We start from the raw sequence: 16608 nt of genomic DNA on the forward strand, positions 1-16608 counted from the left end.
GATAATTTGCTATATAATGAACATTGGCAAGAAAAGTCTATTTAGATTTAGGAGTGATAAAAAATTGAGGAAAAAGCAGAGGACTTTAACTAGGTTAGTGTTAATAATGACAAGTCTAGTTGTAATTTGTTTATTAGTTACTTCCTTTTTTGTAAGAGAATATATAAAAAAACGAGAAGATGAGGTAATTCGTCAAAAAATATATTCGACTGCTAAGTTGATTTCTAATGATAAAGGTGTTATAGATGATGTAAAGCATCACCGAATGACAAAAGGAATCCAAGAATTTGCTAATAGAGTAATGGACGAAACAGGAACAGACTTTATTGTTATTATGGATGATACTTTTACGAGATATTCACATCCGCAAAATGAACTTATTGGAGAAAAATTTTCAAATATTGAAGATGTAAGCTCAACATTTACCGTAGGTGATCATTTTAGTAGACAGAGTGGTCATTTAGGAGAAGGTCTAAGATTTTTTACAGCAATAAAAAATGAAAATGGCGATGATATTGGGGTAGTGTGTGTTGGATATACTAAAGAGACCGTAAAAAAACAAATACAGCATTCACAAGAAAAAATATTGTTAGCTTTAATGATAGGGGTTATAGTTGCGATTACACTAGCAATACTATATAATAGACAATTAAAGAGAATCTTATTAAATTACGAACCAGAAGAAATTGCACATAATTACGTTGAAAAAAATCTAATTTCTGATCATGTTTCAGAAGGTATTATCGGTATTAATATCGATAAAAAGATTATTGTTAAAAATAGTAGTGCAAATCAGATTCTAGATAAAGCGGGATACTCTAAAATTACAAAAGGTGAGATTATTCCAGATGAAATGTATGAAATTTTCTTCAAGAGTGTATTAGAAGAGAATAAATGTAGTCGAGATGAATTAATAGTTTTAAACCATATTGAGGTATTAGTTAATAGGAATGCGATTTATCAAAATGATAAATTATATGGAGCTGTAATCACATTACGTGATCAAAGTGAAATGAAAAAATTAATTACGGAATTAAGTGGTACAGAAAAATACAATGATAGCCTTCGTGAACAAAGCCATCATTTTATGAACAAACTACATGTTCTACATGGACTTATTGAGATGAAAGCCCATGATGAAGTAACAAAATTTATTACATATCTAAAAGATGATTATCATGAAAAAATTGGACATATATCAGAAAATATAAAAGTGCCATCAATAGCAGGTTTTTTACTTGCCAAAGTAAGAGAAGCTAAACAAAAGAATATATCGTTATCAATAGATTCGGATTCAATGATTTTAAATAAAGAAGGTTTAGATGAACTCTTTAATGAGCTTTTGATTATACTCGGTGTACTAATTGATAACTCTATGGAATCTATAGGAAACAAAAAAGATGGAAAGATTACTGTTTATCTATACATGAACACTGAAGAAAACATACTTCTTTGTAAAGTATATGATAATGGTTCTGGGATTAGTAAGGAAATAGTGGAGAATATATTTGAAAGAGGATATTCAACTAAAGGAGAAAATAGAGGTTACGGACTAAATGCCGTTGATACAATAGTGAAGAAATATAACGGTTTAATAGACGTAGAAAGTGAAGTAGGGAAAACTCAATTTACAATAGAGATACCAATCGAGGAGGAATAATAATTGAGAGTACTAATAATAGAAGATGATCCAATGGTAGCAATGATACACAAAGAATATTTCAAAAGAAAAGAGTTATCATGTGATCTAAACCATGTTGCAACAATAGAAGATGCAAGAAAATTTTTAGAAGAATCTAAAGTGGATTTAATAGTTTTAGATAATTATCTAACAGATGGTCAAGGAGTAGGTTTCTTACCAGAGTTAAAAGGTTACCCTATAATAATGATAACTGCAGCAAATGACATTCAAACTGTTGAAGCTGCGCTATCAAATGGGGTAGTAGACTATCTAGTAAAACCATTTACGTACGAAAGGTTTTCACAAGCTATTGAGAAAGTTCAAGACTACGTGAAATTATTATCAAAAGAGAAAATTAATCAAGATTTAATAGATGACTACTTAAATTCAGGTAGAGTAGATGAAGAAGAAGATAGTTTACCAAAAGGGTTATCAAGAATAACTCTAAAAAAAGTATTAGAAACTATCTTACAACAGAAATCAGGATTCACTACACAGCAAATAGCAGATGAATTAGATATTTCTAGAATTACAATTAGAAAATATTTAAATCACTTAGTGAACATCGAGATCTTAAGTGAAGATGCTGAATACTATACATCAGGAAGACCGGTATCAGTATTTACAGTTGAATCTGAAAGTAGATTAGAAAAATTATTATAAAAAATAGCAAAGAAGAGTTTATGAATTTAAACTCTTCTTTGCTTTCATATAAAAAACCTCTAATTACAAATAGGAAACTATAAGTAATTAAGAGGTTTTCGTATTATTTAGTTACTACGAATGAGTACCATCCGTTATCAGAAGTTTCTTCAACAAGTTTGAAGCCACGTTCTAACATTTTTTCAAGAAGTTCATCTTTCTTCTCTTCGATAATACCAGAAGTGATATAGTAACCACCATCTTCTAATAAGTTATACGCATCATCAATCATAAGTTCGATGATGTGAGCAAGAATATTTGCTACAATAATGTTGTACTTTTTAGTTTCTTTTGTTAGAAGACTAGCTTGGTCGACTTCGATTCTTTTCTCAAGATTGTTTAACGCGAAGTTCTCATAAGAAACATCAACTGCAAGCTTATCTAAGTCAACAGCCTTAATATTACCATCAGTTAAATAACTAGCAGCAATACTTAAAATCCCACTACCACAACCAACGTCGATAACATTATCATTTCTTTTAACATATTTCTCAAGGTTTTTAATACATAAAGAAGTAGTCTCGTGACCACCAGTACCAAAAGCCATACCTGGGTCAATATTTATAATATATTTATCTTCAGTGTTTTCATATTCGCGCCATGTAGGTACAATAACGAATTTTTCACCGATATTAAGAATATCGAAATAATCTTTCCAAGAATTTTCCCAGTCACTATCTTGAATAATAGTAGTTTCAATCTTGAAGAAATCTCCAATGTTGATATTTTCACCTAAAGCAAGAAGCTCAGCTTCGAAACGCTTGAAAGTTTCTTCATCAAAATTAAGTTCATTAATGTATCCTTTAACGATAACCCCAACTTCAGGATAATCAGCAGGACTAAGTTCAACGATAGTACCGAAATCATCGTGTAAGTTCTCCTCAAGAGTAGTAGGATCTTCGATAGCAACCCCAGTTGAACCATAATCAAGAAGAATAGACTCAACTATTTCACTAGCTTCATTAGTAGTATGAATTGTAATTTCAACCCAATTTTCCATTTTATACCTCACAAATATTTTAGATTTTTACATTATACAATTGATCAAAAGACCAAAACAAAAGACTAACATAACAAGTTAATCTCTTTAACATACCTACACATATTATACTATTTTTAACATTTAAGCAAATAAAAAGTATGCGGTAGTCGTTTATATTTCAAGTGTAGAATACACGAAGAAATATTTACGAATAGCGTACGCAACAGAAACACTAATCTTAACGAACAGAGAGAGGAAAAGATTAGATGTTTCCACTGCGAACGTCCAAATAGGAATATTGAGAGCATCCAGAAATGGGTGCTTTTTTTATAAAGTATTAGTGTAGAAAATATTTGAAATATTGAGATATTATTTGAGATAATCAGTTTTCATACAAATAAAAAGGAGTTGATCCAAAAGATTTAAATTTTTACTAAGTGTATATGAAAACTCATAGACGCAGTGGTTTATTGATATCTAAATTCGCTTTGTAAAAGCTTTTTAGATATCTAATAAACTTTGCGGGGGTGACTCGACAAAATCGATTTCTTTGAAATCACGATTTTTGAGTCACTCCCAAATTATACAAAATCCTTGACAATAATGGTAGTTTAGTATAATATAGACTAAGTAAACCGTAATATAAAATATTAGTAAAGAGACTTTTATTTCATGTTTTTTTAGAAGAGAGTTTAATCCATAGGCTGAAAGATTAAATAATAATGATTGAAATAAGCAACACTCTTTATAAAACCGAATATAAATTGAAAGGTATCAGGAAGCTGATATGAATTCGGGTGGCACCACGAAACTAGTAATCGTCCCATGTAGTTAAGTAACTATATGGGGCGTTTTTTTATTTCAAATTATAAGAGGTTTGCTAATATTAGAAGTTAAAATTGATAAAAATATGGAGGCACTTATGACAACAATTACGAAAGAACAAGTAGCTCACATCGCTCATCTTTCTAGATTAGAAATCCAAGAAAGTGAAGTAGATGGGTACATCGAAAAATTAGAAAAAGTTGTAGATTTATTTGACACAATCAACAACGCACCAACTGAAAATGTAAAACCGACTTATCACGTTCTAGACTTAGTTAATGTATTTAGAGAAGACGTAGCTCATGACGGAATGGATAGAGAAGAAGTTCTTAAAAACTCTAAAGAAACTGAAGCAGGACAATTTAAAGTACCTACTATTATTGAATAAAATAAGGAGATAATTTAATGAGTTTATTACATGAATCAATTGAAAGTTTAGAACTTAAACTTAAAAATAAAGAAATTAAACCAAGTGATTTAGTAAAAGAATCACTAGACAGAATTAAAGCTACTGATGAAAAAGTAGGTTCATTCATTACAGTAACTGAAGAAGTAGCATTAAAACAAGCTGAAGCTTTAGACCGTGCTCAAGAAGAAGGACGTGCTGAAGGTAAATTATTCGGTATTCCAATGGGAATCAAGGATAACATTGTTACAAAAGATATTCAAACAACTTGTGCATCAAAAATCTTAGAAGGATTTAATCCAATTTATGATGCAACAGTAATGAACAAACTTAACAAAGAAAATCCAATCCTTTTAGGAAAATTAAACATGGACGAGTTCGCAATGGGTGGTTCTACTGAAACATCTTACTACAAACTTACTCGTAACCCTCATGACTTAGACGCAGTACCAGGAGGATCAAGTGGTGGTTCAGCTACAGCGGTAGCAGCAGGACAAGTTAGCTTCACTTTAGGAAGTGACACTGGTGGTTCTGTACGTCAACCAGCTTCTTACTGTGGTGTAGTTGGATTAAAACCAACTTATGGACGTGTATCTCGTTTTGGATTAGTAGCATTCGCTTCATCATTAGACCAAATCGGACCAATGACTCGTACAGTAAAAGATAACGCTCGTGTATTAGAAATCATCTCAGGATTAGATGCTAACGACATGACTAGTGCACCTGTAGAAGTACCAGAATTCAGCAAAATCATTACTGGAGACATCAAAGGTAAGAAAATCGCTCTTCCTAAAGAATACTTCGGTGCTGGAATTGATGAAGAAGTTAAACAAGCAGTACTTGAAGGTGTTAAATACTTAGAAAGCCAAGGAGCTATCGTAGAAGAAGTAAGTCTTCCAAACACAGACTACGCTATCTCAACTTACTACATTATCGCTTCTGCTGAAGCAAGTTCAAACCTTTCTCGTTTCGACGGTATTCGTTACGGATTTAGAAGTCCAAACGCAACAAACCTTGAAGAAATCTACAAAAAAACACGTGGAGAAGGATTTGGAGCCGAGGTTAAACGCCGTATCATGTTAGGAACATACGTATTATCTTCAGGATACTACGATGCATACTACAAAAAAGCACAACAAGTTCGTACATTAATTAAACAAGACTTTGATAAAGTATTCGAAGAATACGATGTAATCATTGGACCAACTGCTCCAACAGTAGCATTCAACATTGGAGAAGAAGTAGGAGATCCAATTAAAATCTACGCTAACGATATCTTAACAATCCCAGTAAACATGGCTGGATTACCAGGTATCAGTATTCCATGTGGATTCAAAGGTAACCGTCCAATCGGTATGCAAATTATTGCTAAACCATTCGCAGAATCTACACTATACGATGTAGCGTACAACTTCGAACAACACTACAACTTACACGATAAAAAAATAGAATTATAATAGGAGAAACAAGATGCATTTTGAAACAGTAATTGGACTAGAAGTCCATGTAGAATTAAAAACAGATTCAAAAATATTCTCACCATCTCCAGCTCACTTTGGTGCAGAACCAAACACTAACACAAACGTTATCGACTTAGGATACCCAGGGGTACTTCCAGTAGTAAACAAAAGAGCGGTAGAATGGGGAATGAAAGCAGCAATGGCGCTTAACATGACAGTAGCTCGTGAGTCAAAATTCGATAGAAAAAACTACTTCTATCCAGATAACCCGAAAGCATACCAAATCTCACAATTTGACCAACCAATCGGGGAAAATGGATGGATCGATATCGAAGTAAACGGAGAAACTAAACGTATCGGTATTACACGTGCTCACCTTGAAGAGGATGCTGGTAAATTAACTCACAAAAATGGTTACTCACTAGTTGACCTTAACCGCCAAGGTACACCACTTATCGAGATCGTATCTGAGCCAGATATCAGAACTCCAGAAGAAGCATATGCTTACTTAGAAAAATTACGTTCAATCATTCAATATATCGAAGTATCTGACGTTAAGATGGAAGAAGGATCAATGCGTTGTGACGCGAACATCTCTATCCGTCCTTACGGTCAAGATGAATTCGGTACAAAAACTGAGCTTAAAAACTTAAACTCATTCACTTTCGTTAAAAAAGGTTTAGAGTACGAAGAAAAACGTCAAGAACAAGTTATTCTTTCAGGTGGAGTAATCAACCAAGAAACTCGTCGTTTCGATGAAACTACAGGAACTACTAAACTTATGCGTGTTAAAGAAGGTTCAGACGATTACCGTTACTTCCCAGAACCAGATATCGTGCCTATGATTATCTCTGATGAATGGATGGAAGAAGTAAGAAAAACTATTCCAGAACTTCCAGATGCTCGTCAAAGAAGATACCAAGAAGAACTTGGATTACCAGCATACGATGCACACGTTCTTACATTAACTAAAGAAATGTCAGACATGTTCGAACAAACTGTAGCCTTAGGAGCAGATCCAAAATTAGCTTCTAACTACTTAATGGTAGATGTGAATGCATACTTAAACAAAGTTCAACAAGAACTTAAAGACACAGCATTAACTGCAGAAGGTTTAGCAGGAATGATTAAATTAATCACTGATGGAACAATCTCAAGTAAAATCGCTAAAAAAGTATTCGCAGAACTTATCGAACACGGTGGAGATGCTGCACAAATCGTTAAAGAAAAAGGTCTTGTACAAGTATCAGATAGTGGACAATTATTAGCTTGGGTAAACGAAGCATTAGATAACAATCCAAAATCTATCGAAGATTACAAAAATGGTCGTGACCGTGCTATTGGTTTCTTAGTAGGTCAAATCATGAAAGCCTCAAAAGGACAAGCCAACCCACAAATGATCAACAAAATGTTATTAGAAGAAATCGAAAAACGATAATAACGAAAATAAAAAATGAACTCGAAGCAAGGAGAAATCTTTGTTTCGAGTTTTTGTTGTATTTGGCAAGCGACTTAAATATAAATAGAGCAGGAATTAGTTGGAAAATTAGATTTTAATATAAAAAAAGAGCGAATGTCGGGAAATAAAACTGGACATTTCCCAAGAAAAGTGGACATTGAAGAGTAAGACTGGACATTCATAGTTAAAAAAGTGGACATTGGGGAACAAAATTGGACTTTAATGGTTAAAGGAGCGGACATTGGTTAGTGAGATTGGATTTTCGTGATTAAAAAAGTGGATATTAGGGAATGAAAATGGACATTCGTAGTTAAAAAAGTAGATATTATAGCTTAAGAGTAGACTTTAGTAGTTATAAGATTAGATAATTGAGAATATTAATTTAATACAGAATATATTTTGAGAAATGGAAGTAATATTATTGACATACGTATAAATACGTAGTATAGTTAAAATGTCAGGAGGTTTAATATAATGCCGATGACACAAGAAGATATGGTTAAACTGTTGAAAAAGTACGGTTTTACTTTATGTAAAGGCGGAAAGGGATCTCATATAAAAATGAAAAAACCTGGACAGAAGAGACCTATCATTATCCCAAAAGGTGAATTAAATAAATTCACAGAGAAGGGAATATTAAAGGATGCTGTATTATTATAATCCAGCTCCCAATTAATGAGGTGATATAATGTTAGTAAGTTATCCAGCAATTTTTTATTTTAATAAAGAAAGTGAAGAAAAAGAGATTTATAATGTTTATTTTCCGGATTTAAAAGGAAGTGGGACACAGGGGATAGGTATAGGAGAATCAATGAGTATGGCATCAGATTATTTAGGATTAGTACTTAGTGACTATTTGGAAGATGGAGAAAGATTACCTAAGTCGAGTAATATAAATGAGTTATCAATAGAAGATGATTTTCCTTTTAAAGATGATCCTGAGATGAAGGATTACTATGTTCTTAATAAATCCTTTGTTTCAATGGTTGTTGTAGATTTGAGAGAATATTTAGATAGTAGTACTTTAATAAAAAAGACATTGTCTATTCCTAAATGGGCAAATGATGTTGCAGTAAAATATAATATTAATTTTTCACAATTATTAACTAATGCAATTGCAGAGGAAACTATAAAGTATAAATAGAAAATATGTAGTGCTTATTTGTGAATAAAAATATTTTAGAAGTCAAACTTATAAAGGGCTTTGAAATATATATATAATTATTAAATAAAGATGTACCAAAAAATAGATTATCTAATCATAATTTTGAGTACATCTTTTTTATATTCAATATTAATTATTTACTCTTCACAAACTCAGCAATTTTAGAGATAGCCTCAGTTACTTCAGGGATTGGGAAAGCGGGGTATACATGGTTTAAGTTTTTGCCGATTTCGAATTCAGTTTTAACATTTGCTTCACGAAGTTTTTCAGCTAATAAAGCTATATCAGGATATAATAATTCACGCGTTCCTGAGAATAACAATACCTCAGGTAAACCTCTCATCTCACCGTATAATGGAGAAACTTTCCAATCAGCTAAATCTGTATCTCCAGCCCAAGATTTAGCATCAGCTAGTAAAGTATCTACATGTAGTAAAGGATCTTTTTTGATATATTTTTTAATATCAGGATTCGTCATAGTTAGATCAACCCAAGGACTTAGAAGAATCAATCCTTTAGGTAGTTTAATATTATTTTGAACAAAATCTTGAACTAATCCTAGAGCTAAGCCACCACCAGCACTATCTCCCATAATATAGACGTCTTTGTCCGGATTCTCAGCAACGTAGTCTGTATATAATTTTGTTAGTAGTTCATAGCTGTCTTTATAAGTATAGAATGGAGCTAGACCGTAATCAGGAATAATAATTTCAGCATCAGCTTCTTGAGCTATCTTATCAGCCATCTCCCATTGAATATCCACAAACTCATGAACGTAAGAACCACCGTGAATATAGAAAATAGTAGAGTTAGAACCATTAACACTATTTAAATGCCACACCTGTCTATCGGAAACGATTCTAGTATAGAATTTAGACTTAGTATCGAATTCATATACATTTACAGTTTCTTCGATCTTATCTTCTTTTTGTTTTTCTAATCTTTTAGTTTCATCTATATCTCTTAGTTTCTTATATTTATTACCAAGGTATAACTCGATTAGACCAGCTTTAGCACTACGGTTATAACGCAATTTTTGATACCCAGCATAGCTACCTATTAATGCAGGTAATGTTGCGGCTATTGAAGCTACTGAAACAACTTTTTTATTAAATTTTCCCATTTTAATCTCCTCTTATTTACATAAATGTAAATGTTTTATTTATTTAGAGTTATAGTTTATCAGAAAATAAAGTGATTGTAAAAATAAAAATCTGAAGAAATGGAGTAAAGAAAAAAGCCTAGTGCTGACGACACTAAGCGAAAATAAGATCATTGTTTAAGCGAGCATGTTCCCGCATGCTCCACCTTTTAAAATTATTATAACATAATTTTTTAAAAAAGAAAGTTTTTTTAAAATTGAGTGAAAGCGAAATGTTTAATCAATGGTTAAATGAAAACTTATATTGAAAATGTCAATACTTCTTAAAGAATACTTATATGATAAAATGAATTTCTCTTTAGATGATGAACCTATTAATATATCACCTTGAGTATTTTCATTTACTTTAATTGTAATTCCATAATTTTCCTCCTGATAATTTTATATTTCAAACCTGTTAAATCTTATTAATTTAAAAAGAAATATATATAGTATCAGAAAAATTTATATAAAGTATGTTATAATAATACTTAGTATAATAGTATTGAGAGGCTCTTTATGAAATTAGAATTATTACAAAAAGCGATAGAAGAAGAGAAAAATGTATTTTCAGAAGTTAATAATGCAGCATATAGTTTAGAACCTGTATCAGAAGAAAGATTGGTAGAAATCGCAAAAGAGGTAAATGAACAGTTAGGATATGAACTATACGATAAACTAGATAGAGAAAGTTTAGTAGCAAACTTTTCAACTACATCAAAAGAACTATATAAATACGCTTTAGAAAAGTCTAAATTTCTAAATGATAGACTAGAAAAAGCATTAGTCGAACATTGTGACGATATATTAGTAGATGTAGTAAAAGCACATGAAAACTTCGACTCGATGGAAACATATGAACTATACACACTAGCATTCGAAGTAAATGAAAAACTAGGATATAGATTATTCAGAGATATCTATTCATACAGCTTAAGACGTGACTTCGAAAGAGTAGCAAAAGCAGTAGAAACATACAAAAAAGAAGGAAAAATAACGAAGTTTATTAAGTAGGAAGTTTGGTAGGGATACCAAGCTTTTTTTATTTAATGGCTTTAGCCAGTTGAGGAGGCGAAGTCTCCGAAACAAAAAACCACCCGCTATGCGGGTGCGAGATAAAAGTTAAACAATTGAAAAATCATCCTTTCTTGATAAAATAAGAGTAGTTCAAGCTCTAAAATAAAGAAAGGATGATTTTAATTATGGCAAATAAACATAATAGTTTATCGCATACAAAGTGGTTGTGTAAATACCATATTGTATTTACACCTAAGTATAGACGAAAAATAGAATTTAATCAATACAAACGAGATATAGTAGATATAATAAAAAGGTTATGTAAGTATAAAGGAGTGGAAATAATAGAAGGACATATAATGCCAGATCATATACATTTGCTGTTATCAATACCACCAAAATATAGTGTATCAAGTTTTATGGGATATTTGAAAGGGAAAAGTTCACTGATGATATTTGATATGCATGCAAACTTGAAGTATAAGTATGGGAATAGAAAATTTTGGGCAGAAGGATACTATGTAAGTACTGTAGGTTTGAATGAAAGTACAATAAGAAAATATATCAGAGAACAAGAAACGCATGACATTTCAATAGATAAATTGACAACAAAAGAATATACAAATCCATTTGGAAATAAGAAAAAATAAATAAACCCGTTTGACGGGTAGCGGGCGTAAAAATACAATAGGGCTTGAACGAATGTGAAAGCCAGCGCCTTGAGGTGCGTGTTAGTAACAAAGGGTTATACCCGAAGAGAAAACCACCCCTTTTCAGGGGTGGTCATTATTTTAACCAATTGTACAAAATAATAGACAGTTGATATTATATTATTAACTTAACAAAAAACACTATGAAATGACTTTCAAAATTAGTATATGTGTACTTTCGAATAAGATAAAACTATGATAAAATGGTATTAATTATAAAAAAAGAAGAAATAGCAAATAATAACAGTATGGAAGGATACGTAATGAAAAAAGAATTAGAAAATTTACTATTTCAACAGGAAGAATTTCTTGTTGAAGGTGTTTTAAATAAAAATAAGCTTTCTGAATTAGCAAGAAAATATGATGCTAAGTTACTTAAAGTCTTGATGAAAGAAGAAAAAATAAAAAGTCATTTTTTCTCTGAACTTGAAGAAGGTATTCTAGTATTTAAGAAAGATATGTTCTTACAATTTTTAAATAATAAAGAGTTTTTACCTGATAGTTTTACAGCGTACAAAACCAAAATAGGTTTAGGAAATAAAAATGGAAGTCTATTAAGTGAAAATCATGAAGTGGTTTTGAACTTTCCATACAAGGATTGTATATTAGAAGGTGGACAGACAAAAGAAGATACTAAAAGAGACGAAGTATTCTTTAATGAAACTTTAGCACCAACAGAAATAACAAGACTATTGGATGATAAGGTGTTTACTAACTTTAAACGGTATGATAAAGATGGAGAGCATGAAGTAAAAGAATTAAAAGAGAATGATAACTTAATAATTAAGGGAAACAACCTAGTTGTTTTACATAGTTTAAAAAAGAAGTATGCAGGAAAAGTAAAATGTATATATATTGATCCACCGTATAATACCGGTAGCGATAGTTTCGGATACAATGATAGATTTAATCATTCTACATGGCTAACGTTTATGAAGAATCGTCTCGTTATTGCAAAGGATTTGTTAAGTGATGATGGTGTTATATTTGTGCAATGTGATGATAATGAACAAGCATATTTAAAAGTCTTAATGGATGAAGTTTTTGGTAATAATAATTTTTTAAATTGTATAGCGGTTAAGATGAGTGAGGCATCAGGCATAAAGATGTCTCACGTCGAAAAAAGATTACCGAAGTTAAAAGAATATATATTATTGTATAAAAAAAATAATATAAAACTAAATGAAATAAAAATTCCTAAAGAGAATTGGGATGATGAGTATAAGACAATTATTGTTAATTTGACAAAAGAAGAGTTAGATTTTTTAAAAAAAGTATGTAAAAACGAAAATAGAATTGAAGAAGAAATACAAAAAGTTAATCAATTGGTATCTAAAGCTGAATATAAATCGTTATCTGAAATATATATTGAGGAAAATATTAAGACAAAAAAAGATAAGAATAATTATAATTATAAAAATGCTTATAGAATATTTCGTGCAACATCAGTTAGTGAGAAATCAACAGAGCTTCTAGTTAAATTAAAAGAAAGATATAAAGGTAAAACTTTTTTCACTCAAATAACTCCACAAAATAAAATGTATATAATTAAGGGAGATTTTGATATTACTATGAAAAAGCCAAGAACACAGGTTATTTTTGCTGATGAATATCTGAGTTATAATCCAGGAGATTTTTGGAGTGATATAAAAACAACTGGACTTGATAATGAAGGTAATGTTAGTTTGAAAAATGGTAAGAAACCAGAAGTTTTAATACAAAGAATATTGCAATTAGTTACTAATGAAAAAGACTTGGTATTAGATTTTCACCTAGGATCAGGAACAACTGCTGCAGTAGCACATAAAATGAACAGGCAATATATAGGTATAGAACAAATGGATTACATTGAAAATGTATCTATTGAACGTATGAGAAAAGTAATTTCAGGTGAACAAGGAGGAATTTCTAAAAATGTGAATTGGAAAGGTGGAGGAGATTTTGTATATTGTGAATTAAAAAATGATGCACTTGATTTTAGGAATAATGTAATTAATGCAGTATCATCGGAAGAACTAATAAAATTATTAAACCTTGCCAAAAAGTCATCATTTCTATCTTATAGAATTGATTCTAAAAAATTAAAAGAAAAAGAATTTTTAGGACTTTCTTTTTCAGAACAGAAGTTATTACTTTTAGAAATTGTTGACAATAATAATTTATATGTTAATTATACAGATATAGATGATGATATATATGTAGTAAGTGAAAAAGATAAAAAATTAAATAATGACATTTATATGGAGAATTAATATGGAGAATGAATTAGTTTCGGATATAAAAAAATTAGTAATAAGAAAACAATTAAATTTTTTAATTGGTTCAGGTGCTTCATTACCAGCTATACCGTTAATGGGAATGATTAAAGAAAATTCAGAAAAAAAACGTAATAATGTATTGCAAAATATAGTAAAAGAGATAAGTAAAATAATAACAAATAACACATACTATAATAAAAATATTTTAGAGTCGCAAGCAATTAAAATATTAAAAACTTATAAAGCATACACAGAATTCATAAATGTAGTGATTGATTTATTAGCTTATTCGAATTCAAGAGAAACTTCTCGAAGTGTTAATATTTTTACTACTAATTATGATTTGTTTTTAGAAGCTGCTATAGATAATAACTTAAAAAATAAACGTTTTGTATTTAATGATGGTGCAGAAGGATACTTTAAAAGAATTCTAAATAGCTCAAATTATAATAGAGTTGTTGCTTATAAAGGAATAAATGATAATTATATAAATGAAATTCCTTCAATTAATTTGATAAAACCACATGGGTCTATGAATTGGGAGAAAAATTTTCCAAACGATGAAATAATTGTTAAAAATGAAGTTGTTAAAAAACCTTTTGTTGTTCTTCCAACAGGATTTGAAGAACGAGAGACTTTTTTAGATAACCATTTTTTTGAAATGTTAAGATTATTTCAGTTAGAACTAGATAAACCACAGAGTATTTTAGTAGTTTTAGGTTTTTCATTTCAGGATAAGCATATTTCTAAAATGGTAAGACGCGCCTTACAAAATCTAGAATTAATAGTATTTTGTTTTTGTTATGATGAAAATAGTAAAAATGTTATAGAAAAAAACATATTCGAAATGGAGGGGATACCAAATAATTTTAAATTTGTAACTCCAAAAGATATAGGCATTAATCAAATAACTTTAGAAACTATAACTAATCTACTGAGAACAAATAAGATAGGAAAAGAAAATGAGAAATAACAAAAAATTAGGAGTAGTTATTGCTGTTGATGGTTTAGAAGCTCAAATAGGTATGTACAACTTAACGAATGATGATGTAATATTATGGAATGGAGAGATGGTAGCAGGTCCGAAAATAGGTGCGTTTTTATCAATAAATCAAAATGGAATTAAGATAATTGTTTCAGTAACAGAAGAAAAAGTAATAGATCAGCAGAATACAGTAAGAAGTATTGAATTTGATAATAGATATAGTAAAAAATCTATTAATAGGATTGTAAAATTAAAAACTAAAGGAGTAATAGAAAATGATAGATTTTTTGTTACTAGCAAATATGTTCCGATGATAGGTAATGAAGTAACCACTATCTCAAGTAAAGAGATGAATATTATTTATAGTCAATATAATGAACATGATTCAATAAAAATTGGTGAATCAATATTAGAAAAATATCCTGTTAAAATTGATATTAATAAGTTTTTTGCATCACATATAGGGATTTTTGGTAATACTGGAAGCGGAAAATCTAATACTTTACATAAGGTATATTTAGAATTGTTTAGAACAAAATTTTATAATAAATTAAAAAATAATTCACAATTTTTTGTAATAGATTTTAATGGGGAGTATATATCAAAAAATTCGTTTGGAATTGAAATAGGGAAAGAGAAGAAAATATATAATATAAATACAAAAGACAATAAAGGTGACAAATTACCTATTTTAGAAAAATATTTATTTGATGCTGATATATTATCAATACTATTTGATGCAAGTCCAGCTACACAAGTCCCCTTTTTAAGAAAAGCAATAAGAAAATGGAATTCTAAAAAAAATGAAAATAATATGGGGGAATTTGTTGTAGGGACAATAAAAAAGATTTTGACAACAGGAAATTCTGTTAATTCTGATGCAAAGGACAATTGGATTAAAGTTGCCAAAAATTATGTTCAAAAAGAATTATTTATAGAATTAGAGTCGTTAGAGTATTTTTCAACAACTGATGCATATATGATAAATGGTAAATTTATAAATGATAAGAGTTACATTCCTGAAGAGAAAATAAAAATACTAAAATTAGATCAGATTACAAAAGAATTGAATAATAAATTTTATGAATTAGATAAGTTGGAACAACTAAAATTCTTTTTATCGTTTCAAAAAGTTCATCAATCATCATGGAAAACAACAAATATAGAACATATTAATCCTTTGTTTAATCGAATCGAGTCAGCATTCAATAGTTTATCAAAAGTTGTAAGTGTGATTGACGATAATGATAGAGCCACTTCTAAAAATTATAAAACTTTAAATATAATTTCTTTGGTTCATGCTAATCAGGAAATTCGAAGATTAATTCCAATGTTATTTTCTAAAATGGTATATGACGAACAGAAAAAAAATGTTGCAGGAAAAGAGATAAAGACAACAAAACATCTAATAATAGACGAAGCACATAATATATTAAATTCTACTTTTAGAAATATTGGTGATGATTGGCAAGATTATAGATTATCTGTGTTTGAAGAGATAATAAAAGAAGGAAGAAAATTCGGCTTTTATCTAACATTAGCGAGTCAAAGACCAGCAGACATATCCCCTACCATTTTATCACAGGTACATAATTATATAATCCATAGACTTGTAAATGAAAAAGATTTGCGTATGTTAGAAAATACCATGCCTACACTGGATAAAAACTCTTATAGAATGATACCTTGTTTGGGTCAAGGAGAAGCCATAATAACAGGTAATTCAATTAGTGTTCCAATTTTTGTAAAAATAGATAAAGAAGATAAATTACACCCAACAAGTGAGGATGTAGTATTAACAGATATTTGGAAATAAA

At 30.0% G+C, this 16608-nt stretch carries 14 protein-coding genes; 12 read left to right on the plus strand and 2 right to left on the minus strand.

Annotation, left to right across the window (positions count from 1 at the left end):
* Positions 1 to 106 precede the first annotated feature (106 nt).
* Together ACWOBP_RS00755 and ACWOBP_RS00760 are read left to right on the plus strand one after the other, a co-directional pair.
* The gene (locus ACWOBP_RS00755) at positions 107 to 1660 is read left to right on the plus strand and encodes an ATP-binding protein (RefSeq protein WP_455337032.1); all 1554 of its coding nucleotides are present in this window, start codon (positions 107 to 109) and stop codon (positions 1658 to 1660) included.
* 3 nt (positions 1661 to 1663) lie between these two features.
* Entirely contained in the window at positions 1664 to 2344 is a 681-nt protein-coding gene (locus tag ACWOBP_RS00760) for a response regulator (protein WP_455337033.1), read from the plus strand.
* Positions 2345 to 2447: 103 nt separating this feature from the next.
* Here ACWOBP_RS00760 and prmA read toward each other — a convergent pair whose 3' ends face one another.
* Positions 2448 to 3383 (minus strand): 50S ribosomal protein L11 methyltransferase, encoded by a 936-nt coding sequence (prmA, locus tag ACWOBP_RS00765; protein WP_455337034.1) that lies wholly within the window; start codon positions 3381 to 3383, stop codon positions 2448 to 2450.
* A 904-nt stretch (positions 3384 to 4287) separates the two neighbouring features.
* Here prmA and gatC point away from each other — a divergent pair.
* The 5 genes from gatC to ACWOBP_RS00790 all read left to right on the plus strand — a co-directional run bounded on the left by gatC (position 4288) and on the right by ACWOBP_RS00790 (position 8659).
* On the plus strand, positions 4288 to 4578 hold the full coding sequence (gene gatC, locus ACWOBP_RS00770) for an Asp-tRNA(Asn)/Glu-tRNA(Gln) amidotransferase subunit GatC (protein WP_455337035.1): 291 nt from the start codon (positions 4288 to 4290) through the stop codon (positions 4576 to 4578).
* A gap of 17 nt (positions 4579 to 4595) precedes the next feature.
* Positions 4596 to 6053: an Asp-tRNA(Asn)/Glu-tRNA(Gln) amidotransferase subunit GatA gene (gene gatA, locus ACWOBP_RS00775; RefSeq protein ID WP_455337036.1), complete on the plus strand. Its 1458-nt coding sequence runs from the start codon at positions 4596 to 4598 to the stop codon at positions 6051 to 6053.
* A 13-nt stretch (positions 6054 to 6066) separates the two neighbouring features.
* Complete coding sequence (gene gatB / locus ACWOBP_RS00780; RefSeq protein ID WP_455337037.1) at positions 6067 to 7494, plus strand: Asp-tRNA(Asn)/Glu-tRNA(Gln) amidotransferase subunit GatB; 1428 nt, start codon at positions 6067 to 6069, stop codon at positions 7492 to 7494.
* A gap of 495 nt (positions 7495 to 7989) precedes the next feature.
* Positions 7990 to 8175: a type II toxin-antitoxin system HicA family toxin gene (locus ACWOBP_RS00785; protein WP_455337038.1), complete on the plus strand. Its 186-nt coding sequence runs from the start codon at positions 7990 to 7992 to the stop codon at positions 8173 to 8175.
* A 28-nt stretch (positions 8176 to 8203) separates the two neighbouring features.
* Entirely contained in the window at positions 8204 to 8659 is a 456-nt protein-coding gene (locus ACWOBP_RS00790) for a type II toxin-antitoxin system HicB family antitoxin (RefSeq protein WP_455337039.1), read from the plus strand.
* A 154-nt stretch (positions 8660 to 8813) separates the two neighbouring features.
* Here ACWOBP_RS00790 and ACWOBP_RS00795 read toward each other — a convergent pair whose 3' ends face one another.
* The gene (locus ACWOBP_RS00795; RefSeq protein ID WP_455337040.1) at positions 8814 to 9803 is read right to left on the minus strand and encodes an alpha/beta hydrolase fold domain-containing protein; all 990 of its coding nucleotides are present in this window, start codon (positions 9801 to 9803) and stop codon (positions 8814 to 8816) included.
* A 537-nt stretch (positions 9804 to 10340) separates the two neighbouring features.
* Between ACWOBP_RS00795 and ACWOBP_RS00800 the strand changes: the two genes are divergently transcribed.
* The 5 genes from ACWOBP_RS00800 (at position 10341) to ACWOBP_RS00820 (ending at position 16607) form a co-directional block, all read left to right on the plus strand.
* Positions 10341 to 10835, plus strand: a complete 495-nt coding sequence (locus ACWOBP_RS00800) for a hypothetical protein (RefSeq protein WP_455337041.1) — start codon at positions 10341 to 10343, stop codon at positions 10833 to 10835.
* Between the two features lie 188 nt (positions 10836 to 11023).
* A complete protein-coding gene (gene tnpA / locus ACWOBP_RS00805) occupies positions 11024 to 11488 on the plus strand; it encodes an IS200/IS605 family transposase (RefSeq protein WP_371454677.1) in 465 nt (154 codons plus the stop codon).
* A gap of 323 nt (positions 11489 to 11811) precedes the next feature.
* Positions 11812 to 13800, plus strand: coding sequence for a DNA methyltransferase (locus tag ACWOBP_RS00810; RefSeq protein ID WP_455337042.1), 1989 nt, complete (start codon positions 11812 to 11814; stop codon positions 13798 to 13800).
* 1 nt (position 13801) lies between these two features.
* Complete coding sequence (locus tag ACWOBP_RS00815) at positions 13802 to 14779, plus strand: SIR2 family protein (RefSeq protein ID WP_455337043.1); 978 nt, start codon at positions 13802 to 13804, stop codon at positions 14777 to 14779.
* Entirely contained in the window at positions 14769 to 16607 is a 1839-nt protein-coding gene (locus tag ACWOBP_RS00820) for an ATP-binding protein (protein WP_455337044.1), read from the plus strand. The genes ACWOBP_RS00815 and ACWOBP_RS00820 overlap by 11 nt, the downstream gene beginning before the upstream one ends.
* Position 16608 lies beyond the last annotated feature (1 nt).

Source organism: Gemella parahaemolysans (assembly GCF_053758945.1).

Excerpts from the sequence above, each read along its gene's own strand:
- ACWOBP_RS00755 (WP_455337032.1), top strand. The coding sequence starts at position 107 with ATGACAAGTCTAGTTGTAATTTGTTTATTAGTTACTTCCTTTTTTGTA.
- prmA (WP_455337034.1), bottom strand. The coding sequence starts at position 3,383 with ATGGAAAATTGGGTTGAAATTACAATTCATACTACTAATGAAGCTAGT.
- gatC (WP_455337035.1), top strand. The coding sequence starts at position 4,288 with ATGACAACAATTACGAAAGAACAAGTAGCTCACATCGCTCATCTTTCT.
- gatA (WP_455337036.1), top strand. The coding sequence starts at position 4,596 with ATGAGTTTATTACATGAATCAATTGAAAGTTTAGAACTTAAACTTAAA.
- gatB (WP_455337037.1), top strand. The coding sequence starts at position 6,067 with ATGCATTTTGAAACAGTAATTGGACTAGAAGTCCATGTAGAATTAAAA.
- ACWOBP_RS00785 (WP_455337038.1), top strand. The coding sequence starts at position 7,990 with ATGCCGATGACACAAGAAGATATGGTTAAACTGTTGAAAAAGTACGGT.
- ACWOBP_RS00790 (WP_455337039.1), top strand. The coding sequence starts at position 8,204 with ATGTTAGTAAGTTATCCAGCAATTTTTTATTTTAATAAAGAAAGTGAA.
- ACWOBP_RS00795 (WP_455337040.1), bottom strand. The coding sequence starts at position 9,803 with ATGGGAAAATTTAATAAAAAAGTTGTTTCAGTAGCTTCAATAGCCGCA.
- ACWOBP_RS00800 (WP_455337041.1), top strand. The coding sequence starts at position 10,341 with ATGAAATTAGAATTATTACAAAAAGCGATAGAAGAAGAGAAAAATGTA.
- tnpA (WP_371454677.1), top strand. The coding sequence starts at position 11,024 with ATGGCAAATAAACATAATAGTTTATCGCATACAAAGTGGTTGTGTAAA.
- ACWOBP_RS00810 (WP_455337042.1), top strand. The coding sequence starts at position 11,812 with ATGAAAAAAGAATTAGAAAATTTACTATTTCAACAGGAAGAATTTCTT.
- ACWOBP_RS00815 (WP_455337043.1), top strand. The coding sequence starts at position 13,802 with ATGGAGAATGAATTAGTTTCGGATATAAAAAAATTAGTAATAAGAAAA.
- ACWOBP_RS00820 (WP_455337044.1), top strand. The coding sequence starts at position 14,769 with ATGAGAAATAACAAAAAATTAGGAGTAGTTATTGCTGTTGATGGTTTA.